The sequence below is a fragment of the Prevotella sp. LMAG:51 genome (assembly GCF_008680225.1).
In the GTDB taxonomy this organism is placed as follows: Bacteria; Bacteroidota; Bacteroidia; order Bacteroidales; family Bacteroidaceae; genus Prevotella; species Prevotella pectinovora.
Genome location: NZ_NALQ01000026.1, coordinates 44,660 through 63,442 on the forward strand (window position 1 = coordinate 44,660; position 18,783 = coordinate 63,442).

At 45.8% G+C, this 18,783-nt stretch carries 16 protein-coding genes; 6 read left to right on the forward strand and 10 right to left on the reverse strand.

Annotated features, from left to right (window positions below):
* Positions 1 to 207: 207 nt before the first annotated feature.
* The 4 genes from rny to CCC32_RS09420 all read right to left on the reverse strand — a co-directional run bounded on the left by rny (position 208) and on the right by CCC32_RS09420 (position 3,099).
* The gene (gene rny / locus CCC32_RS09405; protein WP_022316565.1) at positions 208 to 1,740 is read right to left on the reverse strand and encodes a ribonuclease Y; all 1,533 of its coding nucleotides are present in this window, start codon (positions 1,738 to 1,740) and stop codon (positions 208 to 210) included.
* A gap of 64 nt (positions 1,741 to 1,804) precedes the next feature.
* Positions 1,805 to 2,101 carry a cell division protein ZapA gene (locus CCC32_RS09410; RefSeq protein WP_042517564.1) on the reverse strand — a complete coding sequence of 99 codons (297 nt, stop codon included), beginning with the start codon at positions 2,099 to 2,101 and terminating at the stop codon, positions 1,805 to 1,807.
* 8 nt (positions 2,102 to 2,109) lie between these two features.
* Positions 2,110 to 2,403 (reverse strand): coiled-coil domain-containing protein, encoded by a 294-nt coding sequence (locus CCC32_RS09415; RefSeq protein ID WP_287073998.1) that lies wholly within the window; start codon positions 2,401 to 2,403, stop codon positions 2,110 to 2,112.
* Positions 2,404 to 2,475: 72 nt separating this feature from the next.
* Positions 2,476 to 3,099 (reverse strand): DUF8491 family protein, encoded by a 624-nt coding sequence (locus tag CCC32_RS09420; protein ID WP_022316562.1) that lies wholly within the window; start codon positions 3,097 to 3,099, stop codon positions 2,476 to 2,478.
* Positions 3,100 to 3,303: 204 nt separating this feature from the next.
* Between CCC32_RS09420 and rfbA the strand changes: the two genes are divergently transcribed.
* From rfbA to fmt, 6 genes are all read left to right on the forward strand, one after another.
* Entirely contained in the window at positions 3,304 to 4,182 is an 879-nt protein-coding gene (gene rfbA, locus CCC32_RS09425) for a glucose-1-phosphate thymidylyltransferase RfbA (RefSeq protein WP_287074457.1), read from the forward strand.
* 7 nt (positions 4,183 to 4,189) lie between these two features.
* Positions 4,190 to 6,700 (forward strand): GumC family protein, encoded by a 2,511-nt coding sequence (locus CCC32_RS09430; RefSeq protein WP_287074002.1) that lies wholly within the window; start codon positions 4,190 to 4,192, stop codon positions 6,698 to 6,700.
* Complete coding sequence (locus CCC32_RS09435) at positions 6,700 to 7,134, forward strand: BT0820 family HAD-type phosphatase (protein ID WP_022316559.1); 435 nt, start codon at positions 6,700 to 6,702, stop codon at positions 7,132 to 7,134. Before CCC32_RS09430 ends, CCC32_RS09435 begins: the two co-directional genes overlap by 1 nt.
* Positions 7,135 to 7,221: 87 nt before the next feature.
* Entirely contained in the window at positions 7,222 to 7,608 is a 387-nt protein-coding gene (locus CCC32_RS09440; RefSeq protein ID WP_044064952.1) for a GtrA family protein, read from the forward strand.
* 170 nt (positions 7,609 to 7,778) lie between these two features.
* Positions 7,779 to 9,629, forward strand: coding sequence for a glutamine--fructose-6-phosphate transaminase (isomerizing) (glmS, locus tag CCC32_RS09445; protein ID WP_287074006.1), 1,851 nt, complete (start codon positions 7,779 to 7,781; stop codon positions 9,627 to 9,629).
* Positions 9,630 to 9,633: 4 nt separating this feature from the next.
* Entirely contained in the window at positions 9,634 to 10,611 is a 978-nt protein-coding gene (gene fmt, locus CCC32_RS09450) for a methionyl-tRNA formyltransferase (RefSeq protein ID WP_042517555.1), read from the forward strand.
* Between the two features lie 242 nt (positions 10,612 to 10,853).
* Here the strand turns inward: fmt and CCC32_RS09455 are convergent, their stop codons facing one another.
* From CCC32_RS09455 to CCC32_RS09480, 6 genes are all read right to left on the reverse strand, one after another.
* On the reverse strand, positions 10,854 to 12,647 hold the full coding sequence (locus CCC32_RS09455) for a chloride channel protein (RefSeq protein ID WP_044072304.1): 1,794 nt from the start codon (positions 12,645 to 12,647) through the stop codon (positions 10,854 to 10,856).
* Between the two features lie 27 nt (positions 12,648 to 12,674).
* Positions 12,675 to 13,241 (reverse strand): L-threonylcarbamoyladenylate synthase, encoded by a 567-nt coding sequence (locus CCC32_RS09460; RefSeq protein ID WP_287074016.1) that lies wholly within the window; start codon positions 13,239 to 13,241, stop codon positions 12,675 to 12,677.
* Positions 13,242 to 13,411: 170 nt separating this feature from the next.
* Positions 13,412 to 14,566 (reverse strand): DUF6057 family protein, encoded by a 1,155-nt coding sequence (locus CCC32_RS09465; protein ID WP_287074018.1) that lies wholly within the window; start codon positions 14,564 to 14,566, stop codon positions 13,412 to 13,414.
* A gap of 1 nt (position 14,567) precedes the next feature.
* The gene (locus CCC32_RS09470) at positions 14,568 to 16,634 is read right to left on the reverse strand and encodes an alpha amylase C-terminal domain-containing protein (protein ID WP_287074020.1); all 2,067 of its coding nucleotides are present in this window, start codon (positions 16,632 to 16,634) and stop codon (positions 14,568 to 14,570) included.
* A 67-nt stretch (positions 16,635 to 16,701) separates the two neighbouring features.
* Positions 16,702 to 17,145 carry a NanQ anomerase/TabA/YiaL family protein gene (locus CCC32_RS09475; RefSeq protein WP_022316551.1) on the reverse strand — a complete coding sequence of 148 codons (444 nt, stop codon included), beginning with the start codon at positions 17,143 to 17,145 and terminating at the stop codon, positions 16,702 to 16,704.
* 210 nt (positions 17,146 to 17,355) lie between these two features.
* Entirely contained in the window at positions 17,356 to 18,462 is a 1,107-nt protein-coding gene (locus CCC32_RS09480; protein ID WP_022316550.1) for an MORN repeat-containing protein, read from the reverse strand.
* Positions 18,463 to 18,783: the final 321 nt, after the last annotated feature.

An 18,783-nucleotide genomic window follows, 5' to 3' on the forward strand; every position in this document is an offset into this window, starting at 1 on the left:
ACCAAATAATTGGATGTCATTTAAGTATTGCCAGGCGTATTTCTATTCTAGATTAGGAATGTGGAAATCATAATTTCAGATAATCTTAATGTCCGATTGTGGTTAAAAGCATTGTCGGATGATATGGTGATGGGTATATAAGAAAAAGACCAACCATTACAGTTTAAGTAAATGATTGGTCTCGGTTTATGTGGAAAGTTTTTTCCTTTATTTAGCGTAAGCAATTGAACGAGTTTCTCTTATGACGGTAATCTTGACCTGTCCAGGGTAAGTCATCTCGTTTTGTATCTTTGTTGCTATCTCGCTTGACAATGCCTCAGACTCCTTGTCGTCCATCTTGTCAGCACCGACGATGACGCGTAGCTCACGTCCTGCTTGAATAGCGTATGTCTTTGTAACGCCAGGATAGCTCATGGCAATAGCCTCAAGGTCGTTCAGACGCTTGATGTATGCCTCAACAATCTCACGGCGTGCACCTGGACGTGCTCCCGAAATCGCATCACATACTTGAACGATTGGTGCAAGCAGCGTGTTCATTTCCATCTCGTCGTGATGGGCACCGATAGCATTGCAGATGTCTGGCTTTTCTTTGTATTTTTCAGCAATCTTGGCACCATAAAGAGCGTGTGGCAGTTCGCTTTCCTCATCTGGCACCTTTCCAATGTCGTGTAGCAAACCAGCTCTCTTCGCCTTCTTTGGGTTAAGTCCAAGCTCTGAAGCCATAACGGCACAGAGATTAGCAGTCTCTCTTGCATGTTGGAGCAAGTTCTGACCATATGAAGAACGGTATTTCATCTTACCGACAATCCTGATCAATTCAGGGTGCAGACCATGGATGCCCAAGTCTATGGCTGTGCGTTTACCGGTCTCGATAACTTCATTGTCAAGTTGCTTCTTGACTTTTGCCACAACTTCCTCAATGCGTGCCGGGTGGATACGGCCGTCAGCCACCAACTGGTGTAGTGCCAATCTGCAGACTTCGCGACGAATAGGGTCGAAGGCAGAGATGACAATTGCTTCAGGAGTATCGTCAACAACGATTTCTACACCTGTAGCAGCTTCAAGAGCTCTGATGTTTCTTCCTTCACGTCCGATGATACGGCCTTTCACTTCGTCGTTGTCGATATGGAATACGCTGACGGAATTCTCTATGGCTGTTTCAGTGGCTACTCGCTGTATTGTCTGTATGACGATTTTCTTTGCTTGTGAGTTGGCGTTAAGTTTGGCTTCGTCCATTATCTCATTAATATAGCTTGCAGCTGCTGTGCGAGCTTCGTCTTTCATGCTTTCAACCAATCGCGTTTTCGCTTCTTCTGCACTCAGACCGGAAAGTTCCTCCAGTTTCTCGCGCTCTTGCTGTTGCATCTTCTCAAGATCGTCAGCTTTGATCTGGAGGAGTTTCTTTTCGTTGTCGATACGCTGCTGTTGCTGCTCAACGTCCTGCTTGCGGCGAGCCATGTCCTCCTGTCTTTGGTTGAGGCTTATTTCTCTTTGCTTGAGTTTGTTTTCGCTTTGCTGGATTTTCTGGTTTCTTGACTGGATTTCTTTTTCAAGTTCTGCTTTTTTGTTCAGAAATTTCTCCTTTACCTCAAGCATTTTCTTTTCTTTCAAAACTTCCGCATCCTTTTGTGCGGTGTCCATCAATTCTTTGTATTTTCCATTTATTATGTAACGGAAAACAAAATATCCGCATAGTCCACCCACAAAAAGGGCGGCCACTACTATTGCTGCTGTTATCATTTATTTATTACTTTAAGTTATTATTCTCTCTTTCAGATTGTTACTGTTGGCGAAACAGATGCAGCTATTTGAGTGCATCCTCTATTTCAGTCGTGATTTTAGAGAGAATGTCATTTATGGGGGTGGTGTCATTTTTCATTTTCTCCACCTCATAATTATAAGTGATATCAATAAGTGCCATATACAAAATCTCCTTATCGCTTTTCTTTCCTTTGAAAATTTCAGAATAAGCGTTTATGGCCTTGTTGATATCTTTTGCCGCTTCCCGATACGTAAACTCGTCTGCACGGTCAATCACGACCGGCATGTCTGTATCGTAGATATGCAATCTTATATGTAGTTTTTCTTCTTCTCCTGCCATCACTCTGGTTATTTTCCGCTTAACAGTGTGATACACTTGTTGACATCCCTGATCATGGAAGCTATCTTTTTCTTTGATTCTTCGATGTCTCCATCAGCAACTTCCAGCATTCTGGCTGTCTTCAAGTTTTTGTAGTTGTTCTGTGCCTGCTCCAACTCTAATTTCAACTGCTTGATTTCTGCCTCTTTGGCATCAACCATTTCATAAAGCTCTTCATTCTCTTTCTTGGTTTCTTTATATTGGAGAATCATCTGCCTTATGCGCGTTGTAAAAAGTGTTATGATTTTATCATTGTCAGCCATCAGATACTATTTTGCCTACAAATTTAATGTTTTTTGTTTTATCGTACAAATTTTTCGTACAAAAGCCTTGTCTTATTCTTCGTTTTGAGGCTTTTTCTCCTTTTTTGCCAGCATGACTACCTGATATACAAAGTCTGTTGTCCATTTTTGGCTGAATCCCAAACGTTTGTCGTATTGTCTTACTTCAACAACCGCTTTCAGTACGCTTTGGTCCGTGTAATTGTTCTTGTTGAAGATGTCGGAAATGGTTTTTTCCGTCATAGAATATAATGCCTTCTTGAATATAGAAGGAAGTCTCAATTTGAATTTCATCAAGTTGCCGGTAAGCATCATGAGATTCTGTGTGAAATTCTGGAACTGCAAAAGGTAAACCTGCACGTCTTGCATCTTCGAACATCCTTTTCTGATGCTTTGGTCGATTTCTTTGAAGAAATAGTCTTCGGTGCCATATATGTCACGCAGCATTTTTTTGCAGTGTGATTTTTCTCCTATACCTAATTTATTGTTGACTGTAGGTATGTGGAGTGAAGTCTTGAACTGTCTGAGGTCGGGTAGGGCGTTAAGGTTTGTGATGCCGACTCGTTCTGCGATAGCTGCCTGGAAATATACTCTGATCAGGGTCATGTAGTCTTCCATTCCGCCTATCTTTTGCTCTTCATTATCTTTGTGTCCAAATAACTTGCTGAATATGCTCATTATGATTGATTTTAATGTTTTATATGATAAAGTTGTTATGTCGAATTAAAAGTTTATGCAAATGTACTTGATTTTCAGCAAAAATCAAAATAAAAATTGAATAATGTAATTTTTATTATTACCTTTGCAGTCCATAATAAGATATTCTTATGTCAATATGAGATTGCGATTAAATTAGAATTTAATTATTTAAACGGCACTAAAATGAAAGGAATCGTTTTGGCAGGTGGGTCCGGAACACGCCTCTATCCTATAACAAAAGGTATCAGCAAACAGCTTATACCTATTTTCGACAAGCCAATGATTTATTATCCGATATCAGTTCTGATGTTGGCTGGCATAAGGGAAATTCTTATAATTTCTACTCCTTATGATTTGCCTGGTTTCAAAAGGCTCTTGGGTGACGGATCGGATTTCGGTGTAAGCTTCCAGTATGCGGAACAGCCATCCCCCGATGGGTTGGCACAGGCTTTTATAATCGGTGAAGATTTTGTCGGAAATGATGACGTGTGTCTTGTGCTTGGTGACAACATATTTTATGGATCCGGTTTTACCGGTCTGCTTAAAGATAGTGTGAAGACTGCAGAGAAAGAGAAAAAGGCAACAGTCTTCGGATATTATGTCAATGATCCTGAAAGATATGGCGTGGCGGAATTTGATGCAGAAGGCAACTGCCTGAGTATTGAAGAAAAGCCGGAATGCCCAAAAAGCAATTATGCTGTAGTCGGATTGTATTTCTATCCCAATGATGTCGTCCGTATAGCCAAGACCATTAAACCAAGCGCAAGGGGCGAGCTTGAAATAACCACCGTCAACCAGGAATATCTGAAACGTGGCGATTTGAAAGTAAAGACTCTTCAGCGAGGTTTCGCATGGCTCGATACAGGAACCCATGACAGCTTGTCGGAGGCCAGTACCTTTATAGAGGTGATAGAAAAACGCCAGGGACTGAAAGTGGCTTGTCTTGAAGAAATCGCATATAAACAAGGATGGATAACGGATGCTCAGCTTCTTGAAACAGCCAAGCCTATGATGAAGAATAATTATGGGCAGTATCTCTATAATTTAGTAAAATTAAATTAAATATCATATGGTGGTTGAACAACAAAAAAATCTTTATTCTATCGATGAAGAAAACGAAAAATCTTCTTTCGATTTTCAGAAAATATTCACTTTGTTCCTTCTGAATTGGAAATGGTTTGTACTATCACTTATCATTTGTATAGGTGCGTCATATCTGTATCTGAGATATTCGACGCCTGTATATTCCACTGTTGCCAAGTTGCTTGTCAAAGATGATGGTGATAATGGAAGACGTGGAAGACTTAGTGAGATGGCGAACCTTGGAATTATCTCCAACAACTATGGCTTGGAGAATGAGATGGAAATTCTTCAGACGAGGACCCTTGCAGCCGAGGCTGTGAGAGATCTTAAGCTCTATGTATCATATTGGAACAAGGGCCGTTTCAAGAACAACATCCTTTATAAAGACCAGGCAGTAAACGTTGATATGGATCCTGCTCATGTAGAGAAGTTGAACCAGCCTGTAAACATGACTATCAAGAGAGATGGAGACAGTTATGTTGTTAATGGAACATATTTCGTTTCGCTTGGTGAGAACATGTATTCAGGACCATATGAGATAAACACGACAGTAAAGATGCTGCCTGCTACAATTCGTACCAAGGCAGGCACGATTTATCTTACAAGAAACGCCACACGTGTGATGAATGACGGTGATGAAGAAATCGTTTCAATCTGTTCTCCTATGGCTATGGCTGGAAAATACAGTGGTTCGCTTGCCGTTTCCCAGACCAGTGCTTCTTCTTCAACGTTGAATCTCCAGCTCAATGACCAGAATATCCAGCGCGGTATTGATTATCTGAGCCAGTTGGCTATCTGTTATAACAGACAGGCTAACGAAGACAAGAATGAGATAGCAAGGCGTACTGAAGCATTCGTCAATGAACGACTTGAGAAGATCAATGCCGAATTGAGTACTACTGAGGGGGCTCTAGAGGACTATAAGAGAAGCAACAGACTCGTTGACATCAAGACAGGTGCCAGCAATAGCGTTACTAACCTCTCTTCTTATGAGCAGAAACTTAAAGATGCCGGAACCCAAATCTCTCTCTTGAACAGTTTGATACAGTTCGTGGAGCGTCCTGGCAATAAGTATCAGGTAATTCCTTCAAACGTCGGTCTGCAGGATGCTGCCTCCACTTCATTGATCAATGATTATAATAAGGTGGCATTGGAGAGAAACCGACTCCTGCGCACTGCATCCGAAAGCTCTCCTGTAGTAGAGGAGCTGACCTCTCAGCTTAATGACATCAGCGTGAGCATCAAGATGGCGCTCGGACAGGCGAAACGTAATCTTGAAATCCAGCGCGATGCTGTGGCTTCACAATATGGTCAGTATAACAGTGAAGTGGCAAGAACTCCAGAGCAAGAAAGGATACTGACACAGATAGGACGTCAGCAGGAGGTTAAGTCCGGCCTGTATCTGATGTTGCTGCAGAAGAGAGAGGAAAACTCCATTTCACTGGCAGCTACGGCAGATAAGGGTAAACTTATCGAGTTGCCTCAGTTTGCCGGTGTAATCAGTCCAAAGAGCATTATGATTATGCTTATTGGCTTTGTTCTCGGTCTGTGTATCCCTGCCGGAATTCTGTATGTTATCCAGTTCTTCCGTTATCGTATTGAAGGTCATGATGATGTTGAATCGCTTACCGATCTTCCGATTATCGCTGACGTTGCCGTAGCCAACGACGCTGTGAAGACACGTGCGGATATCGTTGTGCATGAAAACCAGAACAACCAGATGGAAGAGATTTTCCGTTCTATGCGAACAAACCTTCAGTTTATGCTTAAGGAGGGACAAAAGGTTATCATGTTCACCTCTTCAACATCAGGTGAGGGCAAGACCTTCAATGCTGCAAACCTGGCAATAAGTTTCGCCTTGCTTGAAAAGAAAGTAATCCTCGTAGGTCTTGACATCCGTAAGCCAAGATTGGCTGAGCTGTTCGAGATAGACAACCATCATAACGGTATAACCAAGTTGCTGATGAAGGACAACCCTACTTGGGCTGATGTGGAAAAGGAAATACTCCCCTCTGAGATAAATCCTAATCTTGACTTGCTTATGGCTGGTCCTATTCCTCCAAACCCAGGAGAAATCGTGACACGTCCTTCCCTCTACACCGTTATCGATCAGCTTAAGGAGCATTACGATTACATACTTATCGATACTGCTCCAGTAGGTCTGGTCACAGACACTCTCCAGGTTGGAAAGGTTTCAGACGCTACTGTCTTCATGTGTCGTGCCGACTATACTCCTAAGTCTGCATTCGGCCTCATCAACCAGTTGAATGCCGAGAAGAAACTTCCAAACATGTCTATTGTACTTAATGGCATCGACATGTCGAAGAAGAAATACGGCTACTATTACGGTGTAGGCAAATACGGTAAATACCGCTATTATGGTTCTTATGGCAAATATGGAAGCTATGGCAAATACGGCTCTTCTAGATATGGAACCTACGGCACCTATGGCAACAAGTATGGCAATGAAAACGATAACTCTCTGAAGTTGAAATAATGACGATAGCAGTTGATTTTGACGGAACGATTGTAGAACATCGTTATCCTGAGATCGGTGAAGAAATACCTTTTGCCACCGACACCCTCAAACAGCTCATTGCTGACAGGCATAAATTGATCTTATGGTCAGTAAGAGAAGGCAAACTTCTGGATGAAGCCGTGGAGTGGTGCAGGGAAAGGGGCGTGGAATTCTGGGCAGTAAACAAGGATTATCCCGAAGAGAACGGCGCTCAGAACAACAACCATTTCAGCAGGAAAATCAAGGCTGATATATTCATTGATGACAGAAACATCGGCGGTCTACCGGAATGGGGGCTGATATATCAGATGATATGTAGCGGCAAGAGTTACCGCAGAGTGTTGAAGGAGAGTATGTTGACAGATTTGAATCAGGAACCTCCAAAGAAAAAGCATTGGTGGTCAAGAAAATGATTTTAATATCCTGATCAATTTCTTAAGAAGTCGGTCTTCCTTTGGGGAGGCCGGCTTTTTGATACATTTCTTGTGATGAATATTTTAATGGCAAATATCAGATCGTTCACCCAATCAGAGGTTTTCCGCTTTATAATAACAGGCGGGTTGGCTACAGCGTTGCATTATGGTATATATTTTGTACTGCTTTTGCTGTCGGTCAATATGTCATTGGCTTTTGCCGTCGGCTATTTTTTGAGTTTCGTGTTCAATTATTTGATGTCGGCGTATTTCACGTTCAAGAAGAAGACCACGAAGCGTAATGGCATGGGCTTTATAATTGCTCATTGTATAAATTTCATGCTGCAAGTAAGCCTGCTCAATTTTTTTGTCTGGTTAGGAATTCATAAAGCTCTGGCGCCGATTCCTGCGTATGCAATATCAATACCAGTCAATTTCATCATCGTAAGGTTCGTGTTCAATAAGGTGAAATGACGTCCTTGCTTTCATTGGGTATTATGTATTGAAGAGGAATCCAGTCTTGGTTCTCAATTACATAAAAGATAGAAAATCTTCTATTGTTTTATTTTTATTTGTTACCTTTGCGTACAAATATCATTCGATACGGATTAGTTTTTTAACAACAATTTTTAATTAGATAAATTATGTGTGGTATAGTAGGATATATAGGATATAGAGATGCTTATCCGATTTTGATAAAAGGTTTGCATCGTCTGGAATATCGTGGTTATGACTCGGCAGGCGTTGCTCTTCTTGCCGGCGATCATAAGATGAACATTTATAAGTCTAAGGGTAAGGTCAGCAATCTGGAAGAGTCTGCTGCCTCTAAAGACATATCCGGCCATATCGGCATTGCCCATACTCGTTGGGCTACACATGGAGAGCCTTCTACATTGAATGCTCATCCCCACGTCTCACAAAATGGCAGACTGGCCCTTGTTCATAACGGCATTATCGAGAACTACTCCAATCTGAAGACTTTTCTTGAGGGCAAGGGTTTTACCTTCAAGAGTTCTACAGATACCGAAGTGCTTGTTCAGTTGATTCAGTTCATACAGGATGAGTACGGCAAGGATCTGGAAGGTGCCGTAGTTTCGGCTTTGCGTCGAGTAACGGGAGCATATGCCATTGCTGTGGTTGACAAGGAGAATCCAGACAAAATCGTAGTGGCAAGAAAGTCAAGTCCGCTTGTAGTCGGAATTGGTGAAGACCACAAGGAATTTTTCCTTGCTTCAGACGCTCTGCCTATCGTGGAATACACCAAGCAGATGGTATATTTGAATGATGGAGAGGTGGCTCTGCTGAAGGTAGGACAGAAAATAGAGATCCATACACTTGACAATGAGGATGTAGACCCTAAGATCAAGGAAGTGGACGTAAATCTCGATACTCTTGAGAAGGGAGGTTATGAACATTTCATGCTCAAAGAGATTTATGACCAGCCACGCTGTATCTCCGATTGTATCAGAGGAAGATTGCTGGCAGATGAGAAGAAGATTGTGCTCAGTGCGATAAACCAGCATCGCGACAGGCTTTTGCGTGCCAGCCGTTTCATTATCGTAGCCTGTGGCACTTCATGGCATGCTGGTCTGATTGGCAAGCAGATGATAGAGCAATGGGCGAAGATTCCCGTTGATGTGGAGTATGCCTCAGAGTTCAGATACCGCAAGCCTGTCATTCAGCCAGGAGATGTCGTCATAGCCATTTCCCAGAGTGGAGAGACTGCAGATACTCTTGCCGCCTTTGAATTGGCAAAAGAAAGAGGTGCCCTGTGTTTCGGTATCGTGAATGTAGTAGGTTCAAGTATAGCCCGTGCCTCCGATACAGGTATTTATACTCATGTCGGTCCGGAGATTGGTGTTGCTTCAACCAAGGCGTTTACCGGTCAGGTGATGGTTCTTACCCTCTTTGCCCTGGCTCTGGGTCATGAACTGGGCAGCATTTCCCAGATGGAGTTTGAGAAATACGTTACAGAGTTGTCTCTCATACCAGAGAAGATGAAGAAGGTGTTGGAGCAGGATGCTTTGACAAAAGACATTTCGCGCACTCTGACCTATGCCCGCAATGCTCTTTATATGGGTCGTGGCTTCAACTATCCTGTAGCTCTTGAGGGAGCTCTGAAACTTAAGGAAATCAGTTATATCCATGCTGAGGGCTATCCGGCAGCAGAGATGAAGCATGGCCCGATTGCGTTGGTTGATGAGAATATGCCAGTGGTTTTCGTCGCCACCCACCATCAGCTATACAAGAAGATATTGAGCAACATCCAGGAGGTGAAAGCCCGTAATGGCAGAATCATCGCAATTGTCACAGAAGGCGATGAAGCGGTGAAAAACATTGCCGAGGCCACAATTGAGATTCCTGCCACTTTGCCTGTAGTGGCACCATTGCTCTCTGTCTTGCCGTTGCAGCTGATAGCCTATCATGTAGCTGTGTTCAAGGGCCTTAATGTGGACCAGCCAAGAAACCTCGCAAAATCAGTTACTGTTGAATAATCAAATGGAAAAGAAAGATTTACGTATAGTGTTCATGGGTACTCCGGAGTTTGCCGTCGGTACGTTGAGCAAACTCGTGGAGGGTGGCTATAACGTCGTTGCCGTGGTGACCCAGCCCGACAAACCCGTGGGCCGTCATCAAGACACGCTCCAGCCTTCGCTTGTAAAGCAATATGCGATGAGCAAGAACATCCCTGTTCTGCAGCCCGTCAGGATGAAAGACCCGGAGTTTGTTGAAGCCTTGCGTGCCTATGATGCCGACCTCCAGGTGGTAGTGGCGTTCCGCATGCTTCCGGAGGTGGTATGGTCTATGCCGCGTTTCGGCACATTCAATGTTCATGCCGCCTTGCTGCCGCAATATCGTGGCGCAGCACCTATAAACTGGGCAGTCATCAATGGTGAGGTACAGACAGGAGTCACCACTTTCTTCCTAGACCACGACATTGACACAGGCAGGATTATAATGCAAGACACCTTCGACATCCACGACGACTACAACGTGGAGAATGTTTATGACGGTCTGATGGAGTTGGGAGCAAATCTCGCTCTGAAGACTATCGACAAGATGTTGGAAGGCGACGGCCATGTTGAGTCTATGGCTCAAAGCGACATGGTGGCTTCATCGTCAGATTTGCATTCAGCCCCAAAGATTTTCAAGGATACGTGTAATATTTCTTGGAATCAGCCTGTAAAGAAGGTTTATGACTTCATTCGTGGTCTTTCACCAGTGCCAGGAGCATGGACTGCCGTGCTCGACGACAAGGGTAAGGAATATGTGCTCAAGATATATAAGGCTGCCAAGACGGAAATCCCTTCCGACGGTGGGGTAGGACTGTTTACCGTAGACCAGGGTCGTCTGCTTGTCAATGCTTCGGATTATAAGCTGCAGCTTGAAGTCATTCAGCTTAGCGGCAAGAAGAGGATGGAGGCGCGCGATTTCCTAAATGGTAAGGATGTTTCGGGCTGGAAAGTGAAATTGTAGACCAGTCTGTTAGGTTATGCTGTAGACTCAGATTGGTAATATATAGCAAGCCCTAATGACCGATTTGGGATAAACGCATTTTTGTCTTAATGATAAAAGCAAGCTAAGAGAAGTTTTGTCTCCTCGTTAGCTTGCTTTTATCGTTGTTTGTCATCTGACAACCGCTTGTTTGTAGTATGCTTGTCGCTTGTTTTGCGTTAGCAATTCGGCGGTTTTATTGTCTTATAGGTGTGTTTCTGCGGTTATTCTGCCGACATGTCTGCCACCATTTTCCTGTAAGTGGAATATAGATGCGAGCGGCTTACGTAGCCTCTCAACGTGCCGTCGGTTTCAAGTACAGGCAGCATTCCGGCGTCTGTCTGGTCGAAATTCTTCATCACTGTCTCCATAGGGTCGTTTACGCTGAGCACACATGGCGGTTGGGATATTAGCTGCTTCACCTTGAAGTGGTGGTAAAGTTCCGTCCTGAATATTATGTGCCTGAGCTTCGACATATCGATTTCTCCCATGAACTTCCCGCCCTCGTCTAGAACGGGCAGGATGGTGGTGTGGCTTCTGCTTATGGCGTGTACGAGAGCTCCGAGGTCCATGTCCTCAGGCACGTGGCTGATGTTCTTGTCAATCACGCTGTCTATGTTCATGAGCGTGAGGATTGCCTTGTCTGTGTGATGGGTGATGAGTTTTCCCTGCCTTGCCAGTCGCATGCCGTATATGCTGTGCGGTTCGAAGATGATGATGGTAAGATATGAGCAGATGCTGACAATCATCAGCGGTATGAACATCTGGTAGCCTCCGGTTATTTCGGCTATAAGGAATATTCCCGTGAGCGGAGCATGCATTACTCCCGCCATTACGGCAGCCATTCCCAGGAGCACGAAATTCTTTTCAGGCACGTAAATTCCGATTTCATACATGTTCCAGAGTCTTGCGAACAAGAATCCCACATAGGCTCCGATGAACAATGACGGTGCGAATGTTCCTCCGCATCCTCCTCCTCCGTTGGTAGCTGATGTGGCAAACACTTTGGTGAGTATTACAAGCAGTACATACACCACGAGCAGGTTGCTGTGTCCGTAGAAGAGAGAGTTGTTGAGGATTTGGTCCCAGTCCTGCGGAGTCCTTCCGTTGAGTAGAATGTTGATGCTGTGGTATCCTTCGCCATAGAGCACGGGGAACAAGGCAATGAGTGTGCTCAGCATAGCTCCTCCGAGAGCCAGCTTTATGTATGGATGGTTCTTGAGTTTTCCGAACACGCCCTCGCATGCTGTCATCGTGCGCATGAAATACAGGCTTATTATTCCGCCAGCCACTCCCATCAGTATATATGCGGGCACTCTTGAGAGAGTCCACGTTCCGTCAACATGGAAGTCGAAGAGCACTCCGTCCGACGAGAATATGTATGTGAAACATGCTGCCGTCACGCTGGCTATGAGTATTGGCAGGAGTGAAGCCATCGTCAGGTCTATCATCAATACCTCGAGCGTGAATACCAGTCCGGCTATCGGCGCCTTGAAGATTCCTGCGATGGCAGCTGCCGCGCCACATCCCACGAGCAGCATCAGCGTGTGGTTGTCCATCTTGAACAGCCTTCCCAGGTTGCTTCCTATCGCTGAGCCAGTTAGCACGATAGGCGCCTCGGCTCCCACGCTTCCTCCGCATCCGATGGTGATGGCAGACGCTATCACGGAGCTCCAGCAGTTGTGGGCTTTAAGTCTGTTTTTCTTGCTGCTGATGGCGTATAGGATGCGTGTTATTCCGTGGCTGATGTTGTCTCTCACGATGTATCTTACGAATAGCGACGTGAGGAAGATTCCTATCACCGGATATATGAGATATAGCCAGTTGAATCCGTCGATGTCGAATCCCACCGTGAGCAGATGCTGTATCTGCTTGATGAGCGTGTGTAGTATGCTTGCTGCTACTGCAGCAAGGAAACCGACAGCCAGGCTCAGTATCAATGTGAACTGCTTGTTGTTAATGTGTCTTGTGCGCCATTCAATGAACTGGTTCAGCAGCGCTGATATTTTTTCGTGCATGATTTGTTCCTCAAGTCTTTCTCTTTTCTATCTGATGATTTTCACCTCGCCGTTCTCCGACAGCTTTATGATGCTTGATGGATTGTGGGGCTTGTGCTCCTGTCTTCTCGACCAGCACACATAGTCCACGCCATTCAGTATCTCTTCACTGATGTCCATGTAATTCTGTGCGGCAGGGTCTCCGCTGATGTTTGCGCTTGTGGATACTATCGGCTTCTGGAATCTGTAGCATAATTCTTTGGAGAACGGTTCTTTGGTAATTCTCATTGCTATGCTTCCGTCGTCGGCTATCAGGTTGTCTGCCAGGTTTACGGCATTGTCCAATATCACGGTTGTCGGTTTTTCAGCCAGCTCAAGCAGGTCCCATGCCACTTCCGGCACGTTTCTCACGTATCTTTGCAGCCTTGCGTCAGAGTCCACGAGGCAGATCATCGCCTTGTGGTCGTCGCGTCGCTTCAGCTTGTAGATCCTTTCCACGGCGTCTCTGTTTGTGGCGTCGCAGCCTATGCCCCATATCGTGTCGGTGGGGTATAATATAATCCCGCCGTTTCTCATCACTTCTACTGCTTTCTTTATGTCATCTTCCGTTTTCATTGTCTTTTCTCCGTTATATTTTACTTTCCTTCCTCCGTTATATATTTCAGTTCTTCCTTAGTTGTTTAAACATTCTTCTCTACACATTCATTACTGATGCAGATATGCAAAATTAAGCTAAATTTATTTATGCTTGAAATTTTTGTTCAAGAAAATGCAGTCTTTCCACTTCACTTTCCTGAGAAATAATAATACCAGTATGTGTTGCCGTATGATTTTCCAGCCATCGACATTGCCTCTTTCTTGTTCGTTACGCTTCTCAGAATGTTCTGCATGTCTGTGTAGTCGGTGTCCATGATGTCGTTGTGGTAAGAAACCATAGGGTTCGACCTGATGTGGTTGTATAATATCAGAGCCTCTCTGTAGTGTTTCGGCAGTTTTTCGAATTCCGTTTCCTTGTCGTCCACGAGTTCTTTCACGAAGAGGTCGATCTTCCTGTCCATAAGATAGGCGCAGAGCAGATAGTCCCTGAGCGGCTTTTTGGCGTATCTGTGTTTTTTCATCCATTTCAGATACTGTGTCACCCCCATCTTCTCTACTGCCGGCTTTGCCACGAAGCGGAATATTTCATATTTAGGCAGTAGCAGACTCTTCACCGTACTGCCGTTTGGCAGCAGTGCTTCCGACCCTCCATACACTCTGTATTCAAACAGTCTTTCGCCCATCTTGCCCTCTCTTGCCAGGGCGTAGGCTCTGAGCATCGTGATTGTGGAGTCTTTGTCAGCCTTGCTTGTCTTCACGTTGAGCGCATCCTTGTATTTGCCTTCAGCCACCATCACTTCCATTTTCATCCTCTCGTGGAACACTCTGTCTGTGTTTGCCGTGGCGCCTATGAAAATATATAGGGCGGCCATTGCCAGAATGTTTTCCCATATAGTCTGCACTATGGTTTTCTGCTTCGGGCTGTCGCTGTCTTTATGTCTTGCCGAAACATACGCCGCTCCTCCCCAAGCCGTGAGCAGCAGGGGGGCGAGCCATGCCCATTTGCCAATAGTGTAGCCGTGGTCTATGCTCGGACTGATGTCGGTGAGCATCGCCAGCAGCATCGCCGGGGGAAAGTAGGTGAGTGCCGGCATCTTGATTGTCCTCTTCGTTGCCGCGTCCACTCCCTGCTGAAGCAGCAGCAGGATTGCCGTGATGATGACAGCTCCTATGGTGCGGTTGTATTTTGTCAGTCCGTCAGACAATACGTGCTGCTCCATTGTCAGGAGGTCTGCCTGATAAAAAAACAGGTAGGCGAATGTGAAAATGCAAAAGACAATGGCACATGCAATTTCTGCAATCCATGTGTCATTGCCTCTGTTTGTGAATATACTTTTGGTCATTTTAATTCTTCTTCAATACTACTGCAGATCTTGCCGGAATGTATAGTTTCAGCCATTCTTTATGCTGGTCCACATACAGTTGGTCGTAATTTGTGAGGTGGGTGATGCTGTCGTCGGCAAACCCGAATCCCCCATATTCCTTTGCATCTGTATTGAGCACCACGTCGTAGGAGCCTGTCGGCACGAGGAATCCGTATCCTGTGAACGATTTTACTGGGTTGAAGTTGAACACGAAGAGCAGGTCACCCCTCATGTATGCCAGTATCTGGTCGTCGTCGTTGTGCCAGATTTCCTGCAGTCTGGTGTTCTGGAAGTTCTTCACCATCTTCATCGTCTCGAGCATCCTCTTGTCGAAGTCGCCCAGATAGTGGTAGTCCAGTTCCTTGTTGTCTACGAGGTTCCATTGTCTGCGTGCGTATTTATAGCTCCATCCGTTGCCTTCGCGTGGGAAGTCAATCCATTCCGGGTGTCCGAACTCGTTGCCCATGAAGTTGAGATATCCTCCGTTTATGGTCGTTGCCGTGACGAGTCTTATCATCTTGTGCAGGGCTATTCCTCTTACCACTGTTCCGTTCTCGTCGCCCTTCTTGAAGTGCCAGTACATGTCGGAGTCGATGAGTCTGAATATTATCGTCTTGTCGCCTACGAGAGCCTGGTCGTGGCTTTCGCAGTAGCTGATAGTCTTCTCGTCGGACCTTCTGTTCTTCACCTCCCAGAAGATGCTGCTCGGCTTCCAGTCTTCGTCTCTTTTCTCCTTTATCGTCTTTATCCAGTAGTCGGGGATGTTCATCGCCATTCTGTAGTCGAATCCTATTCCTCCGTCTTTTACCTTGGCAGCCAGTCCTGGCATTCCGCTCACCTCTTCGGCTATTGTTATAGCCTTGGGGTTGATTTCGTGTATGAGTTCGTTGGCGAGTGTGAGATAGCAGATGGCGTTGTCGTCTTCATGACCATTGTAGTAGTCGCCGTAGTTGCAGAACGCCTCTCCCAGTCCGTGGCTGTAGTACAGCATCGAGGTCACTCCGTCGAACCGGAATCCGTCGAATCGGAATTCCTGCATCCAGTATTTGCAGTTGCTGAGCAGAAAGTGCACCACGTCGTCTTTTCCGTAGTCGAAGCACAGACTGTCCCATGCAGGGTGTTCCCTTCTGTCGCCTCCGTAGAAGTATTGGCAGGGGTCTCCTGCCAGGTTTCCCAGCCCTTCGGTCTCGTTTTTCACGGCGTGGCTGTGCACGATGTCCATTATCACAGCAATTCCCATCCCGTGTGCCGTGTCGATGAGCGACTTTAGTTCTTCGGGTGTTCCGAAACGGCTCGACGGTGCGAAGAAACTGCTCACGTGGTAGCCGAAGGATCCGTAATACGGGTGCTCCTGTATTGCCATTATCTGAATGCAGTTGTATCCGTCTTTCTGTATTCTGGGCAGCACGTTGTCTCTGAATTCCGTGTATGTGCCCACCTTTTCGGCGTCCTGTGCCATTCCGATGTGGCATTCGTATATGAGTAGCGGCGATTTGCATGGGGCGAATTTGTTTTTCTTCCACACATAAGGTTCGGGGGTCCACACCTGTGCCGAGAATATCTTGGTTTCTTCGTCCTGCACCACTCTTTGTGCCCATGCCGGTATTCTCTCTCCGTCGCCTCCTTGCCAATACACGTGCATCTTGTAGAGGTCGCCGTGTTTCATCGCCTTTTCAGAGAGTTTGAGTTCCCAGTTTCCCGTTCCCTCTATTCTTCTGGCTCTGTATCTTTCGTCCTCCGTCCAGTTGTTGAAGTCGCCCACGAGATAGATGTCGGTTGCGTTCGGCGCCCACTCTCTGAACACCCATCCGCGCTTCATTTTGTGTAGTCCGTAGTAGTCGTGTCCGCTGGCGAATGCGGCAAGCGTCTTCTTTCCGTTGTTTGTCAGCTGGTTCTTTTTCCATTCCGCATGCTCGTGTCTGCCACGTATGGCGTCTTCGTATGGTTCGAGATACGGGTCTTTCTGCACGATGCCTATATGTCTGGGCCGGTCCTTTTTCGCCGTTGCCGTTTTCCGCGAATCGGCTTTCGTTGTTCTGCTTGCCATGATTTACTGATAGTTGTTTCGTTAGTTGATGTTTATCCTCCTCTCATTGTTCCGCTGTATGCAGGCGTCATGCCAGCACTTTGAATATAGCCTTCTTGAACTGAGGTTCTTCCGACACGCATGGTGCATGGCCGTCTTGCGGGAAGAATATTGCGAATTCCCCAGGCTTGCATGTGAAATATGTGTCGGCGAGGATAGCGTATTTCGTGATATCTTTCTCTTCGTTGTATTCCTCTTCTGGCAGGTTGCATAGTGGTGTGTATCCGAATGTCTCTTCTGCCGAGAGCGGAATCTGTATGTCGATCATCCTCTTGTGTGTCTCCAGCTTTGCCTCTTGTTTTGTCTTGCCCTTTGCGGTCTGTATGTTGACGAAGAGGTCTTTGTCCTTGATGAAGTGCTTTCCTTCCTCGAGAGTGTTGAGGTCGTTTGCTTTGATGAATTCCACCACGTCCTTGAAGAGCGGGTTGAGTGTCGCGTACTTCTCCAGGTTGTCGATTGTGTCAATTACCATGATGCTTTGTTTTTTTGTTAGATTTGTCGTTTGTCCGTCGCTCCGTGTTTGGGGCTCCGTTGTTGTTCGTTTTCCGTTTGCGCTGCGTCATTCCGGGCTGGCGGCCTCTTTGCCTTTCCTGTCATTGGGTTTCCTGTTCCTTTCGGCCATTGGTCCCTCAGTCTTTCGGCAGTCGGTTTTCCGTGCCTTTTTGTTACAGCTCTTTGATTGTCAGGACTTTCTGCCCATCCTGTACATCTCCTGTGCGGTGATGTTTCCGTTTCGGTCTTTTATGATGAACTTTCCGTCTTTCAGGTCGTCCTTGTATTCTCCTTCGGTCCTTTTGCCGTCTTTGTCCACTTCTATTGAGTTTCCGTTGCGTTTTCCGTTTTTGTATACTCCTTTGAATTTCCTTCCGTCGGCAAAGTGGATTATCATCGTTCCGTTCTGCAGTCCGTCTTTGAATTCGCCTTCAAACACGTCGCCGTTTTTCTTTGTCAGCTTTCCGTGTCCGTTCTGCTTGTCTTGCTTCCATGAGCCCACATACACGTCTCCGTTTTTCCATGCGAAGGTGCCGTTTCCTTCCATGTTCCCTTCGTTGAAGTGTCCTGTGTATTTGTCTCCGTTGGCGAATCTGAATATCCCTTCTCCAGTGCGTTTGCCGTGCAGGTAGTCTCCTTCATACACGTCTCCGTTTCTGAATCTGTATATTCCCTTGCCGTTCTGCATGTCTTCGAGCCATTCACCTTCATACACGTCTCCGTCGGAGTATTTGTTCACTCCCTTTCCCGAGCGCATGTTGTCGAGCCACATTCCCTTGTATGTGGTTCCGTCACCCCAGTCGAAGAACCCTTCGCCGCATTTCTTGTCGTCTTTCCATTGTCCGTCGTAGTATGCTCCGCTGGCGTAGGTGTATCGTCCTTTTCCGTTACGTTTGTCGTGATACCAGTTTCCGTCGTATTTGTCGCCGTTGTAGTAGTACATCACTCCATGCCCCTCCTGGTAGTCTCTGAACCAGAGTCCGTCGTATTTGTTGTTGTTCATGAAGTGGTATGTTCCCTTGCCGTGCTGCTGGTCCTGATACCATTGTCCTTCGTATTTCTCTCCGTCGGAGAATGTGTACACGCCGAATCCCTGGCGTCTTCCCTTCACGTATTCGCCTTCATAGGTGTCCCCGTTCTTATATATGGCGTTTCCTTTGCCGTTGGGTTTTCCCGCGAGCATCTCCCCTTTGTATTGCCCTCCGTCTTTGGTCACACATGAGCCGAGCGTTATCTTCTGTGCGAAGCCTGCCAGCGGCATGAGGGATATCAGTAGTATGTATAATTTTTTCTTCACTTTAGGTCGCTTTAAAATTTACTCCAAAGGTAATGATAATTTTCGAGACAGCCAAATGTTTTCAGCTTTTTTCATAATAGCCGGTCCTGTCGATACTAGAGCTGCGTCTCCTTGCTTCAGACTGCCTTTGGGGTTTGGAGCGACAAGCCTTCCTCTTGTGGAAGGACGAATCTTGTTTGTCTTTTAACCCAAATCGGTCATTAGGGCTTGCTTGGATTTTGGAATTTTAGAAGAGTGGATTTTGTTTGGCTTTTAATGAGTAATAGCTGACTGATGCGAATTAAAAACAGGCAAATGACGCCTTATAAAAAAACAAAAGAC

Bases quoted from the DNA above. Each gene is read 5' to 3' on its own strand.
- CCC32_RS09475 (WP_022316551.1), bottom strand. From the start codon at position 17,145: ATGGTAATTGACACAATCGACAACCTGGAGAAGTACGCGACACTCAAC.
- CCC32_RS09460 (WP_287074016.1), bottom strand. From the start codon at position 13,241: ATGAAAACGGAAGATGACATAAAGAAAGCAGTAGAAGTGATGAGAAAC.
- rny (WP_022316565.1), bottom strand. From the start codon at position 1,740: ATGATAACAGCAGCAATAGTAGTGGCCGCCCTTTTTGTGGGTGGACTA.
- CCC32_RS09435 (WP_022316559.1), top strand. From the start codon at position 6,700: ATGACGATAGCAGTTGATTTTGACGGAACGATTGTAGAACATCGTTAT.
- CCC32_RS09440 (WP_044064952.1), top strand. From the start codon at position 7,222: ATGGCAAATATCAGATCGTTCACCCAATCAGAGGTTTTCCGCTTTATA.
- fmt (WP_042517555.1), top strand. From the start codon at position 9,634: ATGGAAAAGAAAGATTTACGTATAGTGTTCATGGGTACTCCGGAGTTT.
- CCC32_RS09465 (WP_287074018.1), bottom strand. From the start codon at position 14,566: ATGACCAAAAGTATATTCACAAACAGAGGCAATGACACATGGATTGCA.
- glmS (WP_287074006.1), top strand. From the start codon at position 7,779: ATGTGTGGTATAGTAGGATATATAGGATATAGAGATGCTTATCCGATT.
- CCC32_RS09415 (WP_287073998.1), bottom strand. From the start codon at position 2,403: ATGGCTGACAATGATAAAATCATAACACTTTTTACAACGCGCATAAGG.
- CCC32_RS09470 (WP_287074020.1), bottom strand. From the start codon at position 16,634: ATGGCAAGCAGAACAACGAAAGCCGATTCGCGGAAAACGGCAACGGCG.
- CCC32_RS09430 (WP_287074002.1), top strand. From the start codon at position 4,190: ATGGTGGTTGAACAACAAAAAAATCTTTATTCTATCGATGAAGAAAAC.
- CCC32_RS09410 (WP_042517564.1), bottom strand. From the start codon at position 2,101: ATGGCAGGAGAAGAAGAAAAACTACATATAAGATTGCATATCTACGAT.
- rfbA (WP_287074457.1), top strand. From the start codon at position 3,304: ATGAAAGGAATCGTTTTGGCAGGTGGGTCCGGAACACGCCTCTATCCT.
- CCC32_RS09455 (WP_044072304.1), bottom strand. From the start codon at position 12,647: ATGCACGAAAAAATATCAGCGCTGCTGAACCAGTTCATTGAATGGCGC.
- CCC32_RS09420 (WP_022316562.1), bottom strand. From the start codon at position 3,099: ATGAGCATATTCAGCAAGTTATTTGGACACAAAGATAATGAAGAGCAA.